General features: G+C 57.8%; 25 protein-coding genes. 20 read left to right on the top strand and 5 right to left on the bottom strand.

The window, feature by feature from the left end:
• Positions 1-86 precede the first annotated feature (86 nt).
• The 5 genes from VN577_01575 to VN577_01555 all read left to right on the top strand — a co-directional run bounded on the left by VN577_01575 (position 87) and on the right by VN577_01555 (position 4,412).
• Positions 87-1,667, top strand: a complete 1,581-nt coding sequence (locus VN577_01575) for a glycosyltransferase family 39 protein (GenBank protein HWR13489.1) — start codon at positions 87-89, stop codon at positions 1,665-1,667.
• Positions 1,668-2,010: 343 nt separating this feature from the next.
• Positions 2,011-2,388, top strand: coding sequence for a hypothetical protein (locus VN577_01570; GenBank protein ID HWR13488.1), 378 nt, complete (start codon positions 2,011-2,013; stop codon positions 2,386-2,388).
• Positions 2,389-2,553: 165 nt separating this feature from the next.
• A complete protein-coding gene (locus tag VN577_01565) occupies positions 2,554-3,450 on the top strand; it encodes a hypothetical protein (GenBank protein HWR13487.1) in 897 nt (298 codons plus the stop codon).
• Positions 3,451-3,470: 20 nt separating this feature from the next.
• A complete protein-coding gene (locus VN577_01560; protein ID HWR13486.1) occupies positions 3,471-4,139 on the top strand; it encodes a hypothetical protein in 669 nt (222 codons plus the stop codon).
• Positions 4,140-4,154: 15 nt separating this feature from the next.
• Entirely contained in the window at positions 4,155-4,412 is a 258-nt protein-coding gene (locus VN577_01555) for a hypothetical protein (protein HWR13485.1), read from the top strand.
• Positions 4,413-4,586: 174 nt separating this feature from the next.
• Here the strand turns inward: VN577_01555 and VN577_01550 are convergent, their stop codons facing one another.
• Positions 4,587-5,096, bottom strand: coding sequence for a hypothetical protein (locus VN577_01550; protein ID HWR13484.1), 510 nt, complete (start codon positions 5,094-5,096; stop codon positions 4,587-4,589).
• A gap of 180 nt (positions 5,097-5,276) precedes the next feature.
• On the opposite strand from VN577_01550, the gene VN577_01545 reads away from it, so the two are divergent.
• From VN577_01545 to VN577_01475, 15 genes are all read left to right on the top strand, one after another.
• Positions 5,277-5,849, top strand: a complete 573-nt coding sequence (locus VN577_01545; protein HWR13483.1) for a TetR/AcrR family transcriptional regulator — start codon at positions 5,277-5,279, stop codon at positions 5,847-5,849.
• 162 nt (positions 5,850-6,011) lie between these two features.
• The gene (locus VN577_01540; GenBank protein HWR13482.1) at positions 6,012-6,953 is read left to right on the top strand and encodes a Rad52/Rad22 family DNA repair protein; all 942 of its coding nucleotides are present in this window, start codon (positions 6,012-6,014) and stop codon (positions 6,951-6,953) included.
• A 264-nt stretch (positions 6,954-7,217) separates the two neighbouring features.
• Positions 7,218-8,243 (top strand): DUF6094 domain-containing protein, encoded by a 1,026-nt coding sequence (locus VN577_01535; protein HWR13481.1) that lies wholly within the window; start codon positions 7,218-7,220, stop codon positions 8,241-8,243.
• Positions 8,244-8,408: 165 nt separating this feature from the next.
• Entirely contained in the window at positions 8,409-9,068 is a 660-nt protein-coding gene (locus VN577_01530; GenBank protein HWR13480.1) for a hypothetical protein, read from the top strand.
• A gap of 36 nt (positions 9,069-9,104) precedes the next feature.
• Positions 9,105-9,272 (top strand): hypothetical protein, encoded by a 168-nt coding sequence (locus VN577_01525; GenBank protein HWR13479.1) that lies wholly within the window; start codon positions 9,105-9,107, stop codon positions 9,270-9,272.
• 110 nt (positions 9,273-9,382) lie between these two features.
• Entirely contained in the window at positions 9,383-9,688 is a 306-nt protein-coding gene (locus VN577_01520) for a hypothetical protein (protein ID HWR13478.1), read from the top strand.
• Between the two features lie 62 nt (positions 9,689-9,750).
• Positions 9,751-10,275 (top strand): hypothetical protein, encoded by a 525-nt coding sequence (locus VN577_01515; protein ID HWR13477.1) that lies wholly within the window; start codon positions 9,751-9,753, stop codon positions 10,273-10,275.
• Positions 10,276-10,524 (top strand): hypothetical protein, encoded by a 249-nt coding sequence (locus tag VN577_01510; GenBank protein ID HWR13476.1) that lies wholly within the window; start codon positions 10,276-10,278, stop codon positions 10,522-10,524.
• 403 nt (positions 10,525-10,927) lie between these two features.
• Complete coding sequence (locus VN577_01505; protein HWR13475.1) at positions 10,928-13,195, top strand: helicase-related protein; 2,268 nt, start codon at positions 10,928-10,930, stop codon at positions 13,193-13,195.
• A gap of 236 nt (positions 13,196-13,431) precedes the next feature.
• A complete protein-coding gene (locus VN577_01500; protein ID HWR13474.1) occupies positions 13,432-13,677 on the top strand; it encodes a type II toxin-antitoxin system prevent-host-death family antitoxin in 246 nt (81 codons plus the stop codon).
• Positions 13,674-14,060: a type II toxin-antitoxin system VapC family toxin gene (locus tag VN577_01495; GenBank protein HWR13473.1), complete on the top strand. Its 387-nt coding sequence runs from the start codon at positions 13,674-13,676 to the stop codon at positions 14,058-14,060. The genes VN577_01500 and VN577_01495 overlap by 4 nt, the downstream gene beginning before the upstream one ends.
• Positions 14,061-14,221: 161 nt before the next feature.
• Positions 14,222-14,473 (top strand): AbrB/MazE/SpoVT family DNA-binding domain-containing protein, encoded by a 252-nt coding sequence (locus VN577_01490; protein ID HWR13472.1) that lies wholly within the window; start codon positions 14,222-14,224, stop codon positions 14,471-14,473.
• Complete coding sequence (locus VN577_01485) at positions 14,470-14,865, top strand: type II toxin-antitoxin system VapC family toxin (protein ID HWR13471.1); 396 nt, start codon at positions 14,470-14,472, stop codon at positions 14,863-14,865. Before VN577_01490 ends, VN577_01485 begins: the two co-directional genes overlap by 4 nt.
• A 294-nt stretch (positions 14,866-15,159) precedes the next feature.
• A complete protein-coding gene (locus VN577_01480) occupies positions 15,160-15,420 on the top strand; it encodes a hypothetical protein (protein ID HWR13470.1) in 261 nt (86 codons plus the stop codon).
• 53 nt (positions 15,421-15,473) lie between these two features.
• Positions 15,474-16,199 (top strand): DUF932 domain-containing protein, encoded by a 726-nt coding sequence (locus VN577_01475; GenBank protein HWR13469.1) that lies wholly within the window; start codon positions 15,474-15,476, stop codon positions 16,197-16,199.
• Between the two features lie 127 nt (positions 16,200-16,326).
• On the opposite strand, the gene VN577_01470 is transcribed toward VN577_01475, so the two are convergent.
• From VN577_01470 to VN577_01455, 4 genes are all read right to left on the bottom strand, one after another.
• Complete coding sequence (locus VN577_01470) at positions 16,327-17,991, bottom strand: carboxylesterase family protein (protein ID HWR13468.1); 1,665 nt, start codon at positions 17,989-17,991, stop codon at positions 16,327-16,329.
• Entirely contained in the window at positions 17,988-19,325 is a 1,338-nt protein-coding gene (locus tag VN577_01465) for an MFS transporter (protein ID HWR13467.1), read from the bottom strand. The genes VN577_01470 and VN577_01465 overlap by 4 nt, the downstream gene beginning before the upstream one ends.
• 167 nt (positions 19,326-19,492) lie before the next feature.
• Positions 19,493-20,287, bottom strand: coding sequence for an SDR family oxidoreductase (locus tag VN577_01460; protein HWR13466.1), 795 nt, complete (start codon positions 20,285-20,287; stop codon positions 19,493-19,495).
• Positions 20,288-20,636: 349 nt separating this feature from the next.
• Entirely contained in the window at positions 20,637-24,113 is a 3,477-nt protein-coding gene (locus VN577_01455) for a carboxypeptidase-like regulatory domain-containing protein (protein ID HWR13465.1), read from the bottom strand.
• Positions 24,114-24,213 lie beyond the last annotated feature (100 nt).

The raw sequence follows: 24,213 nt of genomic DNA, 5'->3' as shown, positions 1-24,213 counted from the left end.
CCGTCATGATGATAATCCTGATTACACCATCCACGTTAGGGAGTAGAAATTCGCGTGATTGATGCTTCTTAGTGCAAGAATGAGTCATGAACGGTCGGACCAGTGCCGATGCATCCACCGGGGTGTCTCTCGGCCAAGCTGACCGTAGCATGCGCAGCTTCCCCGAAACACGATCCCGCAACGACTTCAGCATCCTCATCCATTGCGCCCTCGCCGTTTTTCTTCTTCACTATTTTGCCAATGGTCAATACGGCTTTCACCGCGACGAGCTCCAGACTATTAACAACGCGCAGCATCTCGAGTGGGGATACGTCGAATATCCGCCCCTCACCGCCTTTGTCGGCCGCCTCGAACTGATACTTTTCGGCGTCTCTGTCCGCGGACTTCGTGTCTTCCCCGCGATCGTCCATGGGATCGTCGTGCTGGTCACTGGACTCTGCGCGAAACGACTGGGTGCCAGTCGCCGGGCACAACTTCTCGCCGCACTTGCTGCAGCGATCGGAGGCCAAGCGCTTTTTTGCGGGGGCTTTCTCTCCTACACCTCGCTCGACCTGCTCTGGTGGCCGGTTGTCGCCTGGTGCGTAATCCGCCTCATCGAATCCGACAACCCTCAGTGGTGGCTGGCGATCGGAGCTGCGATCGGCGCCGGCATGATGACCAAGTACACGATGGGGCTACTTGTGTTCGGCGTCACTGCTGGCGTCATCTTCACGCCCGCGCGGCGGTATCTTCGCAGCCCCTGGATGTGGGCCGGCGCTGTCCTGGCCTTTGTTATCATGCTGCCCAACATTGTCTGGCAGATCAACCATCACTTCATCACGCTCGAGTTTCTCAGCGTCATCCACTCGCGCGATATCCGCTGGGGATGGACTGACTACTTCCTTCTCAACCAGCTTTGGAAGAACGCCAACCCTGTAACCCTTCCCTTGTGGCTGGGTGGACTTTGGTTCGTTTTCGGCTCTCCCCGAGGACGGCGTTTCCGCATGCTTGGCTGGATGTATGTGGTCCCACTCGTCATCCTTTTCGCTGTGCGCGGACGCGACTACTACCTCGGCTCCGCCTACCCCATGCTCATCGCCGCTGGCGCCGCCTACTGGGACCAATGGCTATCCGGGCGCACCGAGTCGGTGTGGCGTGAAGTATGGCGTAACGCCTGGATTACGATCAGCATCTCCGGCATTACGGCCGCGGCGATTTCGATGCCCATTGCTCCCCTCGGCTCGGCCTGGTGGCGCGTCGCAAACGCGATCAATGGAAACTTTCATTACATGGTCGGCTGGCCGGAACTGGCTGAGACGGTGGCGCGGGTGCGTGGATCGCTCGCACCCCAGGAGCGCGAGCCCGTGGGCATCATCGCGGCGGACGACGGACAGGCTGCCGCCATCACCGTTTACGGCCCGCGCTATGGGCTGCCTTTGGCCATTAGCGGCATGAACTCTAACTGGCTGCGCGGCTACGGCGCAGACCCGCCCTCCACTGTCATCACCGTGGGGTTCAAGCAGACCTTCGGTGAACAGAACTTCGAGAAGTGCCGCTGGGCCGCGCAGATCCCCATGGCCCACGGCATAACCAATGCCTCGATCGACGGCTACGCTGACGTCTACGTCTGCCATAACCTGCGCTACTCCTGGCCAGATTTTTGGCCTCGCTTCCGCTACTATGGGTAGCTGAACCGGAATAGAACATTGGCCAGCCGCCCTCCCCATTACCTACGCCAGTAGGCGCTATTTCGAGCAACACTTCGCGCCTCCGATGTTCCGCTAAACCAAAGCCTCTGCAGTGGATTGGGGGACGAACTTAGATTGGGACTCGTGCGTGGATTCCCTTGAGTAAAGTTCGCTCGCCGTTCGCTATCGCTCCCGGATCGCGCCGCGCAGTTTGGCGAAGCCGAACCACTTCGTCAACGTCGCTGACGTTGAGATTGTCCCTGGTGATTTCCCCTCCATAGGATCAACTTAATTTGCGCCAGCTAGCTAAATCACGGGCCCTTGCCCAGAAAGGAAAGCTCCAATGTTTGGTCGAATGATCGTCACGCCAGTTTTAGAACTCGGTGCTGACGCCGATCTGTGGACTGCAAGCGCTCAACTTTTGCAGGCAAGCGAACAGCCGGAGGTCGTCTGCTGGATTGAATTTCCTCTAGCCCTGCTCGTGTTGCTGATGGTACCCGGAGATCCAGGTTCGGGTGCAGTTTACATCTTGGATCGAAGGAAAGGGGCCTGGTACATGGTGGACTTCGAGGACGAACAGTTCGGTGGTTACACGGCCGCGCAACTTGAACGGCTGCTCCAGGAATGCGGTTTCCTCGCGCTGGTTGAGCATCCCGGACTCTGGCGCGCAGGATTGCAGTGGACAGTCGAGGTGGGCAAATCGCCTGAAGCACGCGTTTGACGGTATTCGTGTTTGGGGTTATCAACCAGCATCAGTCCGTGGCTGGACCACGTCTGGCTGCTGCGGCGCGAAGGAGGTGAACAACGGATGCAGTGTACGGTGAGGGCCAGCCGAGAAATCGTCAGAGCGTACTGGCACTTGTTCGTGAACCGACGAGCTTACACTTTGCAGTCAATGCGCCCGCATCCGGAAAGCGGGCGGCATGGTTACTTTCAACCGAAGAACAAAGCGACCGACCGTCTTCTATCGCTCGACGATTCCACCATCCGCCGACATCTGGAGGGCGAGGTCACTGTCGGTTTGTACGCCATCAATCCTTCGAATCAGCGTTGCAAGTGGGTGGCGATCGACGCCGACTACAAAAACGCCATGGAAGATCTGTTGAAGCTCCAATATCACCTCAAGCAGGATAACGTCGAACCAGCGTTGGAAATGAGCAAACGCGGTGGTCATCTGTGGATCTTCTTTGCCACGCCACTGCTGGCACGAGATTGCCGTATCTACGTGCACGGTCTGGCTCGCCGACTCGGCCTACCGGTGAAAGGCTCAGGGTTAGCGGAAGGAATTGAGGTGTTTCCCAAGCAGGATGCCATCGGCGAGGGAGGGTTCGGGAACGCCATTCGCGGGCCTCTCGGAATCCACCGTGGGGCTAAGCGGCGGTTCTGGTTCTACGGCGCTGATTACACACTCGAAGCCCAGCTGGAGTACCTGAAGACACTGCGGAAGGTGACCGACGCCGAACTGCAGACTTTTACTGCCGGTGAACAAATATCGCAGGTGGCGCATTTGGAAAAATTGGTCCCGGCAAAGCTTCACTTCCGTATTTCGTCGTCTGCTCGCCGGGAGTTTCGAATTCTTGAGCACGTCACCGCAATCCGCAAGATCGGCAGAAACTATGTGGCTCGCTGTCCGTCCTGCGCCGAATCCGGACATGACCGCAGCGGCGATAATCTCGCAATCCTGGTGCAGGACCCGCGGTATTACAAATGCTGGGCAGGATGCACAAAAGCGATGATCCGTGCGGCACTTGGCCAACCGATTTGCGAGAGTTGGTCCGCATAGTTCAGGGGAGTTGGCAGCTCATGAAATCGACAAGGGGTTTCGACGCGCACGGGCTCGCCCTGCCAAGATACGTTCTCGGGGCGCTCAGACGGCGCGGCATCTTCGCGCAGCCGTTGGTTCGGGTGGAACACCAGCACTTGACCAGACGATACGTAATTCGAGGACTGGAATCAGGTGGCGCCGTAGGCGATGTGGGTCACTACGTGACGTTTGCCCGCGAAGACGGGCGGCCGCTGGAATATCTTCACCCGGTGGAGTCGATCGCTCCCAATGGACTGCATTCCGTAGTCCTGGCCCCGAGCCTCGTGCGAATCGAAATGCTACGTAAGGCGAGGACCTACGAGTTGCTGATTACCCGGCACCGGCCGCAATTCGCACTCGGCAGTAACGCGCCGGCCCTGGAAAGCAGGGCCCTGTTTCGAGGAATCCATGGCCGGCTGGAACTGGAACTGACCGGGCCGGAGAAGGGCCGAGCCGGTTCGGTATTGCCGGTTTTCTACACGATGGCGGGAGATCCGATCGGAATCCCGAAGCGTTTTCGCGGTGCGGTGCGGGCCATCACACAGGCAGTGAACTGCACGCGATGCTTTCATTGTCACTATCTGCGGTCAGCCACAACGCAAACGGTCGAACATAATGCGCCTAAATCAGTCGCGGTTAGTGTCATCCCCGGGCCGGATAGTGCGTAAGGAGAATCAGGCGTCATGCGGACAAGAGTCAAGAACTCAGCCTTAGTGTTCTGTCTGTTCCTGTTTCTGTTGATCGTCCTCGGCGGAGGACTGCGGCTGAATCCAGGAGGAGCCTTCATGGCTGCGGCAACCGGCACTCCGCTACTGATCTATGTCTTTCATCGACTGGTGATGCGGACCGCCGTGTTCAGAAACCGGCAGGAGGAAAGCGATGGTTCCCATAGCGGCGAAGCAGCAACGGTCAGCCGTACGCGGACGATTCGGGTAAGGTGATGTGCCAGCAACTCGGCTGAGGGCGCAATGGATTCCGCCAGACACGACATCCGTGGAGTTGCGGGAAGGGATCACTCCCGCTACACGGTCTGTGACAACTTCGAGGAGTTCCCCGCCCCCGAACTTACGAGGGTGCGGGGAGTCTCCTGGTGAGCCTCCAACATTGGCAATGAGCTAGGCGAAATGCCTCCTCTCCAGGGTTGCGGATTGGTGCTGAGGTTGCAGAAGAATCCGGAAGGCGAGTGCATGCGTGATCAGTAGCAGCGGCACAATGAGAGTCGGAATAACGTACGCGGCTCCCAGTTGCCCCGGCTGCAGCGCGGCGTGATTACCCTGGTAAAAAGCGTTCAGGAGATCGGCTGCACCCCAGAGATTGAAGATCCAGGCAACAGCCGAACCGGCCCCGGTGGACAGGGTCAGCAGCGCCACGAAAGCCAGTATCGCGGCTACCAGATCTCCATAGGCAGCGGGATGAGCAAAGGAAGCGGGCAGATCGGCCGAGACGACCCCGGGCACGAGGAACACCAACCCAAAGAACCGAAAACTGTGAAGCATCAATAGAGGACGCAACGCTTCGCTTCGATCGAGGCTGCGGAGCCGCGGCCAAATCCACCGGGCGGTGACGACTCCCCACGCGAGGAAGCTGAATGCGACGCTTGCGAAGAAATAGAGTTGGGACAACATAACCTTATCTCCTAGAGCCGACCTACGGCTCGTACTTGAGATAGGATTATGTGTATCATCCTATGGATTCAGTTTTTATAGGCGCTATGGGTAAACCAGGTGTGTCCGCGCGGGTCTCCCACGCGGAAGCCAAAGACACATGATGATCGGGAGATGATCGTCAGCATCCTATAATGAGTTATGCGCTACCGGCCGGAACATAAGGTCGAAACTCACCGGAAAATCATTCAGGACGCCTCGCGACGTGTCCGCGCCCAAGGCCTGAAGGGGGCGGCGGTGGCCACGGTTATGCGGAACACCGGTCTCACTCATGGAGGCTTTTACAAGCACTTCGAAAGCAAAGATGAGTTGTTATTGGAATCGTTACGTGAGGCTTTCCGGGAAATCATAGCTACGCTGGTTCGTGCCGCTCAGCAGGCGCCCCCTGGCGAAGGATGGAAGGCAATGGTGAAAACATATCTGCATCGGGAAATGTGCGACCATCCCGAACGCGGGTGTCCCCTGCCGGCGCTTGGGCCTGAACTAGCACGGGCAGATAAGACATTTAAATCCCAGATTCTGCCGGAACTGGTGAACTACAAGAATCGGATGCTGCCGTTCATGCCTGGCAGCGGAACGGCAGAAAAAGAGCGGGCCTTCTTTGCCATCTTTTCAACCATGACCGGAGCCATGGAAATCGCTCGCATGCTGCCAGACCCGGCGCGGGAGAAGGTGCTGGGGAGCGCAAGAACATTTCTGTTGAGGAGCTTCTGACGGCAACAAGAAATCCTTCTCGCAGAGTTTAGACCAGCTTCACACCAGTCAAGCCTATCTTCCCTCCAACGCGATAACGACGCGAAACCGCACGTCACCGTGCGAAGGAGCATCCTCGTGCCAAACGATCATCCTTACGATAGTCCTCTTGCGGAGACGGACGTGACCAGGCTTCTCGCCGAACTGGAAATTCCCTTTCCTGGGCACCAGGTTCAGTGGCGCATCACCAATACCTCCAACGATAAGCGGCGCGGGCAGATCGTGCCTTATGCCGATCCCCGTGCCTACACCGACCGGCTTAACGCGTTGTTGACGCCTCATGGATGGACCCGGAAGTACCAGATTGAAACCATGCATAATCTCACTCGGATCAAGAAGGGCGAGTCCATCATCAGCGGCAAGGTCCTGGTCACCTGCACCGTCGCCATCATTGGTCTCGGCGAGCACTCGGGGACCGGTGAAGACTGGGCCGACGACGACCATGGAATGACCGCAGCCGACGCGCAGGCGTTCAAGCGCGCCTGCAGTTGCTTCGGCCTAGGTCGGTACTTCTACTACTTTCAGCCGCGATGGGTCGACTTGGACGAACATCGCCAACCAAAGCAGATGCCGCGGCTGCCGCTCTGGGCAGTGCCCGAGAACTGGGCAAAAGGCATGCGCCCGCCGGGTAGCAATGGTAACGGGAATGGGATCGGCGGTGCCGCTGGGTACGGCCACGGCAGCGCCAGCAACGGCTCTGAAAACGGCAATGGTCGCGGCGGAACCACAGACGGCGAAGAAGTAGACCGAAGGATTGCAAAGCTCGAAGCGGTTGTGGGTCCGGGCTTCTACCGCAATGTACTACGCCAGTATGGGCGCGCCAGTCAGCCCCGGCTCATTGGTGACATAGCGGTGAAGCATCGTGTGCTCAGCATTCTGGAATCGGCCACCCGCGGCTTCTGCAGGCTCCAGGCCGTCAGCAAACGCCTGCCGCCGGAGAAAGTGACTGCTCTGCTGGCAAAGCTGCAAGCGCCGGCACCGAGCAAGATCACGGATATGAGGACGCTACAAGCAGTTGTCCTGGGTTTGGAAGAACTCGCTGGCCCCAATTACGATGCCCGATAGACGCCCCGCAACAACTTCAGGCAAGTCTCCGGCGCCGAACGGTTCAAAGGGCGTAGATAACTCTGTTTCGAGTAGTTCCCCATTCTCTCCTCTCCTACCCTTCTTCGAAAATCCTTTGGTTTCAGCTTCGACGCTCATCTTCCGGAAATTCTCCGCGGTGTCCGTGTCTGCAGAAGTCCGCCAGCGAGGAGTCTGTGTCCAGCTCCAAACCAACCTCAATTTGGTTCATTGAACTCATGGTAAGTCTTCCTGGAGTCACAAGCGATGGCCCGCCCGTTTTCCAGACTCAAACTGGGGTATTACCCGCTGCCACCTGAAGAGAGGCAAAACATAAGGACGCTGCTGATTCCTTCTGCGGCGTATTCCGCCCTCGACCCATGCGCCGGCGACGGCGCCGCCCTGGTGGACATCACGATGGACAGCGATGCCGCGCTCGCTGCCATTGAACTGGATGCCGACCGGGCAGCGTCGTGCGCCGCGCGCGGGATTGCCACCATCCACGGGAGTGTATTCGAATGCCGCGTGACCGCCGAGTCGTGCTCACTTCTATACTTGAATCCGCCTTACGACTGTGAGCTGGGTGCACACAGCAATCAGCGCATGGAGTTGGGATTCCTGGAACATTGCTATCGCTGGGTGGAGACGGACGGCGTACTGATATTCGTAGTTCCGAGCACAGCGCTGGCTCCATGCGCTCGCTTGCTGGCCAGCCAGTTTGACCGCATCACTGTCTGGCAGCTCCAACACCCGGAATGCGTCCGCTACCATCAGGTCGTGATCTGCGGACAACGCATGAAGGCACACGCACGCGGTGAACCGAAGGGCGCAGAACTGCTCATCCGTACCGGAATGCGTCCGAACGAGATTGCTGTTCTCAACCAAGAAACCAAAGTGCGCTATCCAATTCCTCCATCCCGCCCGGTATCGATCCGTTACACGGGTCTGCCGCTCGATGCCATCGAAGATGCGATCGAGAACTCGCTCGCGATGCAAAAGGCTCGCGGCATCTTGGTTCCGAAACACCAGAAGATGAGTGGACGACCGGTTACGCCCCTGCACCAAGGACACGTCGGACTGCTGGCTTGTAGCGGCATGCTGAACGGCATCTTCGGCGAGGGCGAATCGCGGCACATCGCCCACTGGCGCTCGGTGAAGTACGTGGATGAGTTCAATGAACAAGGAGATGAGGAGAGCGAAACCATCATTCGAAAGCGGGAACGGTTTAGTCACGAACTGATGGTCGCGTACGAAGATGGGCGGATTATCGAGCTGAAGGAGACCAAGCGGTGAAACACCATCCGAAGAGCGTGAACTCAGAGAAGTAAGAGCTGAGTTCCCTGCTCGCGCCTTTACGCAGTGCGGGGCCCCCCCCCACTGATCATTAGCAGGACTCTGCGTCCAAATTAGTACCTTCCTGATTGATGTAACTCTCCATCTATTTGAGCGAGGCTGGCAATGAAGAATGCCTATCTGCGATTGGGCAAACTCGCCTATGTGCGGCGGACGGAAAAGACGGCCACCAACATTCGCGTTCTTTTGGATGCCTTCGTAGGAGAAGAACGCGGCAAGGCGCACCTGGTCTCGGTGATTGGCGGAGACGTGGAGCTTGGAGCACTGAGCGCAGCCTTCGCCAACGGTGATTCCTTTACGGCTATCGATCCGTCCGGCTTCGAGCGCATGGTCTCACTGGGACAAAAGCCGCTCTGTTTTCACGGTTCCATCACGCTTGCCGGACGCAAGCGCCCGCTGCGACACCTTGTGGCTTGCTCGCAGGAAATCGCCGACACTACCTCGAATGGACCACTAATCCTGATCAGCGACGACAGTCGATTCATCTGGTCTTCGGTGGTACGGAACTACGGACTGCCCGCCACGCCGGAGTGGGGACCCTGGGTAATCGCGCAATTGCATCAGCAGCAGCGCATTCAGGAGTTGCCAAGCTTCGGCTATGCCGGCGTGGCGGTGAGGGCAACACGGAAAGAATTGCTGGCGCTGCTGCGCCGAGGGCTGCGCACCAAGAAGCTGAGGTTCCCGGAATCGAACGGCGCGATCGAGTGGCCCGACGTCTCTCTTGTTAAAAGCGTCGCCTGCGACTCAGGACGGTTGCCGGAATGAGACCAAGTGCCAGCCACCCTCCACCGGCGACGATTCATGACGCAATATATAAAGGTTGCCATCATCGGCACGGACCTTAAAGAATTCGTCCCCCGGCCCGTACCACTGATCCAGCACCTCTTCTATCAGATACTCGCGCCCGTCCAGCCGGAAGCGAACCGGCCGTTCGTTCGCTTTCCGCCCAGAATGGCATTCCACCTCTAACTTCATTCCCCCATTGTCGCACACCAAAAGACGTCTGGAAGCGGCGCTGCCAGCGCGAACTGACGCTCAGAAGCGCTCTCGAAATCTCCTAATTCACCGAGGAACTCCATATGGCTGCCCGTCAGTATGAATCACGAACGTGCGAAACCAGAGTGCGCCTCAGCCGCGAAGAGCTGGAGATGGCACGCCGCGAACGCGCAAGCGAGCTGAACCGGAATCCGGTTTCCCGCTCTAAATTAGAGGCCCGACACGGCCAGGTCTGGACTCCGGAAGATTTGCTGCGCGACTTCGAGGTGATCGGTTTTGCCGCGCCGTTCGTGGTGGTGCGCCAGCGAAGCGACGGAGCAGTGGGGAGCCTCGAGTTTCAGCATCATCCCCGGTTCTACTTCAATTTCGAACTCGATCAGCCGCTTTAGCCAGTGGCGGACTCTGCCGCACCTATTTCCAAGACAACAAGACAGTGAACAAAGGAGGACGTGTGAGCGCTCTGGATGATGTGCTCGCCGATCTTGTCGAATCGGATCGGGAGTGCGGCTACGTGACCGTCAGGCGAGAGCCGCTGGAGGACCTGATCGCGGAATGGCTCGCTCGCGGCGATCAGATTTCCCTACTTTACACCCTGCTTGCCCGGGCGAAGAAGGAACTCGCGTCCGCCCTGACGCCTCGCGTACTGACGCAAGCCGGCGAGCCGTCGCCGGAAGCCATCCTGCACGAGTTGGACGTTGCAATCGCGCAGCAAGGCACAACCATCGTTCACTACCGGCATGCGCTCCGGAAACAATTGGTAGCGCGAGTAAAACAAGTCCTGCATTCCGCAACGGCCGACATCCCTCAGCACATCACCGAAGCTCTGCTAAAGGGGCAGCGCGAGTTGGCGGAGCAGCTCGAATCGGAGCACCAGACAGTCAAAATCGTGATCGCCGCTATTGACGCCATTGTCGATCGCCTCATGGCGCAAGAGCTGACCGAGTTCGGGCAAGGCGGGGCAATTTCGAAGCGCTGATTGCTGCAATCCAGTGGCACGCCCGGCGCATTCTCCTTCGATCGGCTCTCGCACTTCCTCGCGTCGCCTGCCGTCGCGGTTCACCGGCACGCCCCGGTAAACGCCCCAGGCCATACCCGCGTCATGTTTGCGGTGTGCGACATCAATGAAACGCTTGCCAGGCTCGGCAAGCACGGCGCGCAGCTCGTCGGCGGCGCGCCGGAAGGGCTTCTCATCGGACTCGCCCAAGAGCTCGGCTGGACGCACTAGAAAGACGATGACCAAGAGCGCCCCGGGTCAGCGAGCGCGTCGAACCGGGGTAAGCCTGGCAGCGGCAATCGCAGCTACATGGACCTTTCCTCTCGCTCTCCCGATGGACGCACGCAGCTATGGAACGGTCGCGGAAGAAGTCAGCCCGGCTTGGTCAGATTGTAAGCGACGAAGCGTCAGGCCGGCACTCTGCCGATGGCCGGCAGGTGTGAAGTTTGGCTCAGCGAGGCGGAGTTACCTCAGACGATATGTAGCTGGAAAAAGTCTACGTCGAGCCCCCGTCGTTTGGGCGGCGCGACCGGCGCGACCGGACTCGCGTTGCGGTTGGGGATTCTCCACGGAGGCTTTTGTGGGTTAGGCGCATTCGGCCGCATTTTTGAAATTCATTTGACACGAGGTGTTCGTGAAGCAGGACGACATCACCGATATCGCCACATACTTGACACAGCACTCCGATGAAATCGGGAATCGCATCCTTACCTCGTATCCAGCGCTGTATGGTGCGGAGGAAGCGCCATCGCCGCTGCTGGCAGAGATGCTGCGCACGCCCTATCCAGCTCAGACCATAGCCGTGATGGGGGTGAGCCGACGCTGGCAGCAGGCGCGCAATGCCAATGTGGTTGCCGAATGCGGCACGGGAAAGACCCTGATCGCGCTCTCCAGTATGCTGGTACACAGCGCGGGCCGCAGATTCACGGGGTTGGTAATGGCGCCTCCGCATCTGGTGGAGAAGTGGGCGCGCGAAGCCTTCCTGACGCTGCCGCAAATACGGGTGTTTCTGATTGACGACATGCGCAATGGCGGGAGTCCCCGCGAGGCGCACGGCATCAACGAAGTCCAGCTGCGGCGCGGGGAGATCGTGCGCGAGGGATTGCATACCTCGCTGAGTGAGTTGCGACGACTAGGGCGCAAGGGCTGGCAACGAAATTGTCCGGTGAGTTCCATCTTCTGTATTGGCCGCGAAAAGGCCAAACTCTCGTACTTCTGGAAACACTGCTATGGACACGCCCGTTCCGGTCCCTATCTCGGTTCGCTGACCAATCCCGATACCGGCCGCCCCATCGAAACCGACGGGGTGCGCTGGAGCACAATGGATTTCGACCAAAAGCGTCGGCACGAAGTGGTTCATCAACCGAAGGGAGGAACAACCCGCTACTGTGCGTTATGGCAGGCGGATCGCGAGAAAATCGCGCGCATCGCACCGGCGGAATACATGGGCCGGTACATGGCGGAGTGGTGGGACTATGCCGTCGCCGACGAGATTCATCAACTCGCTGGGGACACCGCGCAAGGCAACGCACTGGGCGTGCTGAATCGCGTAGCAAAACGATTTCTGGGCCTGACAGGAACACTGCTCTCGGGCTACGCCGACGACCTGTTCAACACCCTGTTCCGCACCGACGCGAAACGGATGATCACGGACGGCTACGAATGGGGCCCCGGGGGCCGCGAGCGCTTCACCCGCGATTTCGGGGTGATCGAAACGGTCGAGCGCATCACCGTCGAAGATAACGCCTGCTCGAAAAAGACAAAGAAGGAAGTCACCGTCAAGCGCAAGCCGGGAGCCTCACCGCTGCTGTTCGGCGCCTATCTGATGGACCACTGCGCGTTCATCGGGCTGGAGGATATCTCCGACGGCCTGCCCAGCTATCGCGAAGATGTGCTCGCCGTTCCGCTGGAGCATCCGTTGCAGCCCGCGTACGAAAGACTCGAGGAGGAAATCCGGGCTTGTCTCAAAGAGCATCGCGGCAACAGCAGTGTGGTGGCGATCATGCTCAACGCGCTGCTCGCCTGGCCCGACCATCCCTACGGCTTCGGCACACTCTACGGCTCCGAATTCAATCCGGACGCCGGGTCACGCCAACGGTTCGTGATCGCTGAAACCGTGGATATGGACCCGCAGCTGACCTTTCCCAAAGAGCAGGCCCTGCTCGATGAGGTTCGGGCGCAACTGGCCCGCGGGCGCAAATGCCAGGTCTTTGCGGTTTACACCAACAAGCACGACGTCACCGCGCGACTGGAGCAGTTGTTTCGCACGGCGGGAATCCGCGCCGCCATCCTGCGGGCCACCGTACCCACGCATAAGCGGGAAACCTGGTACCGCGAACAGTTGCGACGTGGCATCGACGTCGCGATCTGCCATCCCAAGATCGTCGAAACCGGACTCGATCTGCTGGATTTCCCAACTATTCTTTTTCATGAGACCGGGTATTCTCTGCACACCTTACTCCAGGCCAGCCGCCGCTCCTGGCGTATTGGGCAAAAGCGCCCGGTGGAGGTGAAGTTCTTCGCCTACAACGACACGATGCAGGAAGTCTGTCTGCGGCTCATGGGCAAAAAGCTCCTCGTGGCGTTGGCGATGGAAGGAAAGTTCGCTTCCGAAGGCCTCCAGGCTATCGATGGCGATGACGACATGCTCACCGCTATGGCGCGCGAGCTGGTCGAGAAGAAAGGAATTGGGGAATCGGCGCAGAACGTCTGGCGGAGTCTCGGCCAGTTGCGGCCAGAGCCTCCCGCGCGCCGACCGGAAGAGCTTGAAGGTGCTCAGGCGGTACAGGCCAAGATGGGCAATCCGGCGCTGTCGGAGGATAGCCCCACATCGGGAGACGGCGAGGAGTCTCCGCCATCCAGTTCTCACAGGCCCGACATTGAACAACTCTCGCTGTTCTAGCGAAAAGCAACCTTCATTCCTGCTCCCCTCTTCTGGTCCGGAAGACTGGTGAAGACTGGTGAGGAGAGTGAGCAGCGTCACCTGCAGTCCGCAAGCCATCGCGAGCTTGCCTCTGAGGTTCGGATGGAGCCTCGCAACTTTTATACCCCTCGTTGAGACTTGCCTCTCGCGCTTTCCACATATAAACTAAACTAATTAAACTTAGTCTAATTTGGAGACTTTAGTTGGAGGAAAAGATGAAAACGGTCAACATCCACGAAGCCAAGACCCAGCTTTCAAAGCTGGTTGAGGCGGCATCGAGTGGTGAACCCTTCATTATCGCCAAAGCGGGCAAGCCCTTAGTGAAGGTTATGCCGCTGGGGGCTCCGACAGGAGACAAAGTGCGCCGACTCGGCTTTATGGCTGGACAGATACTGGTGCCCGACGATTTCAACCAAATGGGCAGCGAGGAGATTGAACAGATCTTCGGCGGTGGCGCATGAAACTGTTGCTCGATACGCATCTTCTTCTATGGGCGGTTGGTGAACCCGACCGCCTTTCCCCGAAGGCACATGATCTGATCGAGAATCCGGAGAATGAACTTCTGTTCAGCGCGGCCAGCTTATGGGAGATAACCATCAAACGCGGGCTGGGGCGGATCGACTTTCAGGTGGATACGCGGCTGCTGCGCCGGGGCCTGCTCGACAATGACTATAGCGAGTTGCCGATCGGCAGCGATCATGTGGTGGCAATCGAAAGCTTGCCGCCAATTCACAAAGACCCTTTCGACCGAGTCTTGGTGGCACAATCGACCGTCGAGGGTATCACGCTGCTGACCACCGATACTCTGGTGGCCCGGTATCCAGGCCCAATACAGAAAGTGTAAGGATGTCCGCACGGCATTTCCGTGTCTTAGAAGCGCCTGTCAACGACTGTGATCAATGGAGAGGGTCAATCCAAATTGTGCACGAACGTCAATTCACAACGGCTGGACAGTAAGGCATTTTTGCCTTACGATGGAACTAGGATTCAGCTAGGAGACGAGGTATGACGACGCTTACCGTTACTGCCAAAGGCCAGGTTACGCTCAAGCAGGAGTTGCTCCAGCATCTTGGGGTAAGACCAGGCGAGAAAATCGAAGCGGACAAACTACCCGATGGCCGGATCGTGGTACGAGCGGCTTCACAGGATGGCAAGATTACCGAATTCGTCGGCTGCCTATCCCAAAGGAGAGGCCCCAAGCTGAGTGTCGATCAGATCAACGAGATTGCCAGCCAGGGATGGGCAAAAGCGAAATGAAAATTACAGCGGACACGAACGTGCTCATCAGAGCTGCGGTTCAGGACGATTCCAAGCAAGCCCCGCGCGCCACCAAGGTCCTAGAAGACGCCGATTTGGTCGCAGTGCCCATCGCGGTCCTGTGCGAATTTGTGTGGGTACTTCGTCGAGGTTACAAGAGATCTGTTTTCGACATCTCGGATGCAATTCGTCGTCTAATGAGGAGCGCCAATGTTGTCGCAAATCGGCCAGCCGTCGAGGCTGGTCTGTGCGTATTGGACGCTGGTGGAGACTTTGCTGACGGCGTGATCGCTTATGAAGGAGACTGGCTGGGTGCAGACGAGTTCGTCTCCTTCGACGCCAAGGCCGTGTCCCTCTGCCAATCGCAGGGCAGGCGTGCCCGTCTACTGTGATACCGATAAGAAGAGGCGACGCCTTTCGGCCGCAAGTACCCCGTCTCGGCGGGCTTGCTAAACGTCGCCACAAAACGCGTGGGCTAAATCTGAGCACCTAACCTCGTGACCGCGTTAAACCAAGTGCGGGATTTAGCGAACTGTCTCACGCCAGAGCGGGCGCACCGGACGTTCCCGGCAAGAAATCCCGCGAAGCCGGACACAATCTCGCTCCTCTGAGATGCCGAATCCAACCAAAGCAATCGCTTCACCGATGAGGGCCGAGTCGCCGTTGAAATAGTTGCGCACTACACCATGCGTCGGACTGTATGCGGCGAGCGGCAGAACAGCGACTTTTATCTGATTGGCAAGTCAAGCCGTGCGGTGTTTCGTGCTCTCAAACACCTCACGCCCATCGACCTGCGCAACCTGGCTCACCTTCGGTTGCTCAATTTGCACGCCAATGAGGTGCGGGCGGCGTGCGGCGATGCCTCGGACCTGGCTTGCTCCGCCACTCCCTTCCGCACAATTCACAACCCGATATCGGGGCCGTACCGCCGGAAGCGGCGATCTTAGGAGGTTGCGCCCGCCAGAGCGCACCTCCCGGAAACTCAGTAGGAGGCATTCCCATGCTTGAGACTGGCACCTTGATTTCCAGCAATACCAAGATTGGGCGGGCCGAGTTGGCGCAGCTGCCGACGCCCGCCGCAACCGCAACCCATCGTCCGATTCCACACCACGAGATCGTGGAATCGCTGGCCGAAACCCTCGCCTTCCGCCAGATCGGCGTTGTCAACGAGGAATACGCAGTATCGCCGGACGGCATGAAGATGTTCGGCGTGCTCGACCTGGCTGCCGGATTTGCAGGTTGCCGGTTCTCCATCGGCATCCGCAACAGCCACGACAAGTCTTTCCGGCTCGCCATCACCACCGGCCTGCGGGTCCTGGTGTGTGAAAACATGGCCTTCACCGGCGATTTCACACCGGTGCTGGCGAAGCATTCGAAGAACTTCTCGCTGCAGGACAGCCTTGCCATTGGCGTCGACCGCATGCAACGCAACTTCGAGCCCATGCGGCGGCAGACGGAGGAATGGCGAGCCCTGCAGTTAGAGACCGCCACGGCCAAACTGATCATCTATCGCGCGTTCATCGAAGGCGACCTGCAGGCGCCGAAGCACCTCGCCGGGGTGGTCCACGACCTCTACTTCCATCCGAAATACGAGGAATTCCAGCCGCGCACGATGTGGAGCCTGTCGAACGCCTTCACGTCGGCGTTCAAGGAACTGGAGCCGATGCCGCAGTTCAAGGCAACGGCTAAGTTGGGAGAGTTTCTGCAACACACCAATCTGCTCTGAACTCCAGATTCTTCCCGATCAGTTCCTCACCAGCGACACTGCGGAGAACAGCAAATCCGGCTGGGAACGCCTTCTCGCCGACAGAGTGCGGTGCCGGCGCAGTAGATGCCATTCAGCGGGTTTTACCTCACTGCGTGCACTGCGCCGGCTGAGGCGGCAGTTTGGGCGAGACTAAGCCGACATTCCAATTCCAGGGGATATCCCCGCTCGCTCGCCGCCGGCAAACAACCTCTTCGTTCAACTCGTACATTCCCGGCAACAGATGGGTGGACGCACGCGGCGCCTGTTCGAACGCCATGTAGGAACCTGCTGGTTCGAATGTCGGCCAGTCCGCTTCATTTGCGGCAGATGGGCGCCCCGTGCGCACAAATGCGGTCCAATAACCGATCATTGCGTCGGAAAGTCTTCTTTCCAACGCGGTTGTCGGAATCTTTGGCCAAAGTGGCATTGTGCGATCAATATTCCCAAACACATAGGGCAACTCGCTCGCGTGAAAAGCACGCACCCCGGCATCGTCGGCCGCCGGGTACCCGTGATCAAAAAAATATAGGAAGGTCGGGAGTCCCAGCTTTGCCTGCTTTCTTACCAGCCGCTCCGCCGTCCATCCGTACAGCGCATCTCGCGTGGTGGCCAGAATGCTGTCCTGCATTTGAGCGCTCGGGTAAAGCTTCAGGAACTCATCGGCAAGATCGAGATAACGGTCACGAATCGTGAATTCGTATTCTTTCGCAGTCGCTGGAGCATGCGGTGCGAGGAATCTCATCGCGCTGATCTCGCCGCTGTTGAATCCAGCAAGCAGCGGCACAGGCGCTTGTTCGCCCCGATCGAACACGTCCACAAGCTGTCGAGGTAAAACGTGCCCGTCGACGGCACCGTACGGCTCGAATCCGGCGGTAAAGGCCGCGTTGTTCAACACAGCGGGATCCATGGCCCTCAATGCCGCGACACTCGGAGCATGAATGGCAGCGGCAAGTTGGGAACCTGATTCCTCCGCGGAGAGCGCGCCGTGATTGCGCTTCTTCAGCTCAGGCGTTGAAATCATGTAGGCACTTTCCAGAATCGCCTTCGCGAAAAGGCCGCGAGCGGGCGGCGATGTCATCAGGTACATAACGCTCAGCGCTCCCGCAGATTCACCTGCAATGGTGACGTTGGAAGGATCGCCGCCAAACGCGCTGATGTTCTGCTGCACCCACTTGAGTGCCTGAATCTGGTCCAGCAATCCGTAGTTGCCGGAAACGCCAGAAGCCGACTCTTTGCTGAGTTCAGGATGAGCGAGGTAACCGAAGACACCGAGTCGGTAGTTGATGGAGACGACGAGAATACCCCGTTCTGCGAGCCGTCGCCCGTCATACCCGGCGCTCGTCCCGGTGGTTAGAGCGCCCCCGTGAATCCAAAAGAAGATGGGCGCGTTGCGCGCATCGACGGGAGCCCAGATGTTTAACGTAAGACAGTCCTCGCTCATTTGCATCGGGACCCAGGTGTAGACGCTCGCAAGTTGGAAGCAACTGGATCCAAATGCGGTGGCATTCCGAACTCCCTGCCACCGCGGCATCGAACTGGGTGGCCGCCAACGCTGCGAGCCGGTCGGAGGCAACGCATAAGGGATGCCCTTGAAGACACGCAGATCGCCTTCCCGTTGCCCTTCGACTTCACCGGCGGGAGCATGCACGATCGGGCCTTTTTCACGGACTGCGGAAGGCGTCGTGGTTTTTTCGAGTTGCGCGAAACTTGCAGGTGCCAGCGCAATGCAGGCGCCCATGGCAGACAGAAGCAACTGACGAAGTGCGATCATCGAGCAGTTTCTCCACCGATTCGGCTTTCCTTCTTGAGCACGCGTGCCAACAACAGGAAAAGCGCCACCGCTACGACGTAAAACACTGTGAGCACGTAAAGGGCGAGCTGCAATGAATTATTCGGATGGTTGGGACGGAAAAAGTCGCTCATCGCGCCCACCAGTGTGGGACCTAGTCCAAGGCCCATGAAGTTCATCACCAGCAACAGCAGCGCACCCGACATAACGCGCTGGTCCGGACGCACCTCCTCCTGAACCAGTGTAACCACCGACGTTAAAAAGAAGAAATTCAGGAACATCGTTGCGGTAAGGAAGATTAAAGCGATGCCCCAGAAGGGCTGCCAGACAAACGCGAGATAGAACGGAACAGCCAGTGTCAGCGAAGTAGCAGGAACCAAGGCATAAGCCTGTTTCGCACGTCGCGCAAACCGGTCAAGCAGGCGTCCGGAGACAAGCATACTGCCGCCCATTCCGATCGCCACTACTAATGCGTAATAGACGGCGACTTCCTTGAGCGTCATTTCTTTTTCACGCATGAGGAAGAGGACGGCGAAGTTACTTAACCCATAGGTGATGAACTGAGTGGCGCCGGCAGCCAAAGCGGCGAGTACAAGAGAAGGACGCGAGAAGTACATCTTGAACGTTTCGAGGAATCCGGGCTTGGTAGCGGCCATTTGGGCAGAAGCGCGATCCAACCCGCCGCGTTGAGGTTCGCGTACAAGGAACGGGATCACGATCGCGACGATGAGACCAAATCCCCCGAGAAAAAGAAAAGCATCACGCCAACCGAAAGCGGCCGTGATGGAAGCACCGAAGGCAATTCCCAGTGCAGCGCCCACCGGCGGGCCGATGTTGTAGAGCCCCAGCGCCGTTCCGCGGCGGCCGGACGGGAAATAATCAGAGATGATTGAGTACGATGGCGGAACGCCGCCAGCCTCGCCGAAGCCGACTGTCATATAGGCGAAAGCAAACTGCAGATACGAAGTAACCTGACCGCAGGCCATCGTCGCGGCGCTCCACACAGCGCATGCCAATGTCAGAACCTTTGACCTGCTTGTCCGGTCGGCAAGCCAGCCCACCGGGATCGAAATCGTGCAATAAAAGAGCGCGAAATAGAGGCCACCTACCTTCCCAAGCTGGCCGTCCGAGAGGTGCAAACTGTCCTGGATTGGTTTGGCAAGAATGCCCGGCAACTGACGGCACAGAAAGTTCAGCACGTACACCACAATGAGCGTTACAAGAACAATCCACGCGCGGCGTCCAGGAACAGCAGGAATCGGATTGGATGATTGGGCAACTTGTGCTACATGCGTTGACGGCGGATGCGCTGCCATAATCACATCCCCCTACGGCTGCAGCGGCGTGGTGAGTGCAGTCTCAATGCGGAGCCGCAAAGGCTGGTGGTCGGCGAAGCCACTCGCGCGCCGGGGTTGCTGTACACAAATCCCTCCCTATTTTTTCTTAAATCGAGCTTGCGTGGTGCCCGCTCTTCTTTGAATGGCTACCTGGAGAGGTACTCCATATTGCCATCCACGCCGATTGCCTGTCCGGAAATGTTCTGACCTGCCGGCGAGCACAGATACAGGCAGGTGAGCGCGACGTCGTCGGCGGTTACCATTCGACGTAACGAGATTCTGCTGAGGTACTCTTTGCGCAGCTCCGACTCTTCCACACCTTCTTTCTTCGCGCGAGCACTTATTACAGCATCGATCCTCGGACCTTCGACCGCACCCGGAAGCACCGCATTCACCCTGATGTTATCGGGGCCGAGTTCAATAGCCAGTGATTTCACGATGCCTACAATGCCCCACTTCGTGGCCGCATACGGCGTGCGCCAGGGAAAGCCCAGGCGACCGCCAACCGAGGATATACAGACAATGTTGGCGTATTTCGACTCACGCAGCATGGGCACAGCATGGCGCAGGCAGAGGAACTGCCCGGTCAGGTTCACTTCGATCGTGCGCGTCCACGCCTCCAACGCAATCGTATCCACCCCGGCGGTTGGACCGGCGATGCCGGCGCAATTAATGAGGACGTCAAGGCCGCCAAATCGGGAACGCTGACTCTTGAACATGGCTGCGACCTGCGCTTCGTCGGCCACATCGGCATTGGTTACCACGCTGGAAGGAAAGGATTTCTTGAAAGCGGCCAAGACATTGTCGTCGACATCGCAGACGTGGAGGTCGGCCCCTGTTTCCGCGAACCCAGCTGCAATCGCCGCTCCAATACCGGAAGCCCCGGCAGTCACCAGCACTCGCAGCCCTGGCTGGGGGTAGAGTCGCTCTTTAAACGTCATCCTTGCCTCCGTTGGCTACCAGTTCGTCTGGAAGACACCGTTCGCCTTCCTTGTTCTTGATACAGTAAGCGGTGAAAAATGATAAGAATTGACGACCAGACGCGACAGGTTCCGAGCGGACATTTTCAAGTCATTCCCGACCGCGCAGCACAGTCTGTTCGTTGATCGGTTTTTCGCTCCGTTACCATTTGAAGTCGTTTAGGCATTGTTGAAAGTACTGTCGTTTACCTGCGAACTCCTGCGGGCGGACATCATGCAGGGTGATTTGTGGCCTGCAAGAAAACCCACCTCCCGCCAGTAAGTGGCAAAGAGGTGGGCAAAAATGATACGAAGTCAAAAGACCGAAGATCTAAAATGCATACTTCAACGAGAATTGAATCACCCTCGGATTGGTACTCATCGCTCGGATGGTCCCAAAGGCAGAAGGCGTCGTGGTGTAGCCCAAGTTCGGATCGGCAAAATTCGCGTGGTTGAGCGCGTTAAAGAAGTCCGACCGGAATTGTATGGAGGCGCCATCGTTCGGCCACGGCACCTGAAAGCTCTTGCCGAGCGAGAGATCGATATTGAACTGGCCGGGTCCCCGCAGTATGCCGATCGGGGTGTTGCCGAAATCAGTGCCGATACCGTCGCTACCGATAACTGCCGGAGCGGCAAGGCAAGAGCGGTTGATATAGTTGTCCACTTTGCTACTGACCGATCCCGGAACTGCGATATTCGCAGCGGTGCAACCCGGTGCAAAGCTCGGGCGATCAGAGGTGATGCCGTAAATGTTGTTAGCATTGTTGTAGGCAATGCCCATCTGGTGGCCTGCCTGGACCAAGGTCACGGTTGAGATACTCCAACCACCGAGAGTAGCTGAAAGCAAACGATTCGATTTCGAGGGTTCGGGGAGACCATAGACGGCGGACAATATGAACCGCTGCGGCCGAATCCACGGGTCCGGTCCGTATCCTTTGCGCAGATCGTTCTGATCGCCGGATAAGAGGCTGTAGTTCGTCCCCAAGGAAGTACTCGGTTGGGGAGTTAGCAAACGCGCCCAGGTATAGGAAGCCTGGTAGTACAGTTTCTTCCTTTGCTGAGATAGCGAAACCTGCAATGCGTTATACCAAGCCTGGCCGCCGGTTTTAAACAAGCGCATTTGGCCCGTATTCCACCCGAGATACGGCTTGCGAGAATTGATGTTCGCAATGGTATTGGTGGTTACGCCACGAATCGGGTTGGCGGCAGAGGCCAGATTCGCCTGATTAATTGACGTACTCATAACCATGTGCAGGTTGCGTGCTCCCGCGTAGGAGACATCCAGGATGGCTCCGCCAGGGAGTTTGGACTGAAGACCGAGACTGTAGTGATAGGTTGTCGGAGGACGAAAGTCCATCGCGATTGCCCACATGGAGTAATTGGTAGAGGGGGAGTAAACCGGGAATGAAGGGAGTGGCACAGCCGCCGGGAAGGGATTGGCAAGAGTTGCACTTCCATTGGCTGGTCCGGCTAACGAATTGAAAATACCGTACGGAGGCGTCGTGGTCAGTTGCAGATTCATCTGGCCAATCACCGAAGTGTGATAAACGCCTGCACCGCCCCGAAGTACGAACCGATCCGAACCAGGTAGTACCCAAGCAAACCCCAGGCGCGGATTCCATACATTCTGCCCCTCGTTATTAAATCCAGATGTAGTACCCACCCTGCCCACTCCAGCGGGAATGGTGCCCCTGAAATTCGACGGAACGACGTAGCCCTCGATAGAACCCGCCGCAGACGGATCGGGATTGATTGCGGAAACGTCCATGTTGCCCATACGGCCGCCTGCGTCTCCTAAGGCAGCGAGGTGTTCGAACCGCAAGCCTAGGTTGAGCGTCAGACCGGGCCTCACATTGAAATTGTCTTGAACGTAGGCGTCGAAATTCTTGTAGCGCCAGTCGCGCCCGGTATCGCCAAACAGGTTAGTCGATTGGTAAATGTTGCTGTAGGCAAGGCCAGGCGCAAACGTAAAGTTGCGCCCCAGCAGGAGATCCGCCCAAGTTAGCGGAACAACGATACCCGGATAGTCAAATTTCCGTAAAACATCCCTACCATAGCCGAAGCCACCGCCGAAATTGAAGTGGTGCTTTCCCTTCACCCAGGACAACATGTCGGTGATGTTGGTCTCGTACTGCATGAAGGCCACCGACGCACCATTACCGACCGAAAATGCAGGACCCGCGACCACGATGACCGGGTAGGCATCCTCCTGCTGTGGGACGGTTATGCCCAAGTCCGAAAATTTGAACGCACTGTCGTACAGCATGTCCGAGGTCGTCCGATGGAAACCGACGAGAAATTGGTTTGCCATATTGGAGTTCAGGACGTAGGTGTCCCCAAACGAGACCACGTCGTAACGCTGCGGATAGGTGAGCGGGAATCCGGCAGTACTATTGGGAAGGGTCACAGTCATATCGCTGGACTGGCCGAAATAGCGAAAGGACATCTTGTCGCGGTCGGACCGCAGGTAATCGCTGTTCACCATCCATTGGTTTTCATTGAAAGTACCGGGAATGCTCAGATACGAGGTGCCTCGAATATCGAGCGGCTTGCTACTGTCGATCGTCTGCGGCGTCGGTATTACGTACTCGCCGTTGGGCAGTTTTGCCTGGAGTAGCGCCAAAGCCTGAGGAGCAATGTTTGAACCATCGTGGAGGACTACGTTGCCGGGAAAATTGCCGAGGTACCCGTAAGCGCCACCGAAAACCGCTCCCAATCCCGCTGCTGACCGGTCGTTTGTAAGGGGAGGGAGAGAGACAAGTCTATGACTCGTGGGATCAACGCCGTTGAGCTGCTTTGTGCCCTGCCACGAACCAAAGAACAGGAGCTTGTCTTTGACCAGCGGACCGCCTACGGTAAAGCCATATTGATTCTGCCGCAGAATACTACGCGGCTGGCCGGAACGATTAGCGAACCAGTCATTGGCGTTGAGAGCTTCATTCCGGAAATACTCGAACAATGTGGCGTGGTACTGGTTGGAGCCGCCTTTGGTAATGAGATCGACGTTGGCACCAGCATTGCGGCCTGTGGTGGCATCATACAGGGCGGTTTGCACTTTGAATTCCTGAATGGTGTCGGGATTGGGAACCGGAGCACCCGGCGAGCCTCCACCCGGTGACTGCGCTATGTCGTTGACGGGTAGGCCGTTCATTTTGAAGTTGTTGTCAACGGAAGTGGCCCCGTTGCTCAGGAAACTGCCGGCTCCTGGACTCGCTCCTTGGCCGCCACCTCCTTTTCCGATACTCCCGGCGTTGTTTGCCTCCTGCGAGATACCTGGGTTCAAGCCGATAATCTGAGTAAAGTTACGCGTGACCAAAGGCAGATTCTCGACCAAAACTGAATCCGTCACGCGCCCCAGTGAACTCGATTCGGTCTCCAAATCCACGGATGTAGAAGATATCGTAACCGTTTCCGTCACCGTGCCCGGTTCCATGGATATGTTCAATGTCGTTGTCTCCGCGACGATCACCCGCACGTCCGGCGACGACACTCCTTTAAAACCTGGGCTCGTAACTTCGAAGGCGTATTTACCCGGTGGAAGCAGCGAGACAACATAGAGTCCATTGTCATTCGATTGAGAGGTGCGCTTATAGCCTGTGGCCACATCCGTAACCTTGACTTGGGCGCCTACCACCATTGCACCCGTGGCGTCCGTGATCACGCCGCTGATGGCCCCTGTTCCACCTGTCTGTGCGTAGAGCAGAGTGCTGAATCCAAAGAGTGCGAATAACACGAACATTGCGAAGGGACAATCGCAGGACGAGAGAGTCAGCCTGCGAACCGTTTGCAGTTGGCGGGAGCAACGCATTTGTTTTCTCCTCTTCAATCTAGCCTTTCGAATCTTGCTATCCGAATCCGGCACAGAAAAACGTGCGTGATCGTAGAAAACAAATGCTGGACGCGACAGG

The organism is Terriglobales bacterium, from assembly GCA_035561515.1.
Taxonomy (GTDB): Bacteria; Acidobacteriota; Terriglobia; order Terriglobales; family Acidobacteriaceae; genus DATMXP01.
This window is presented reverse-complemented; position numbering and strand designations above follow the sequence as displayed.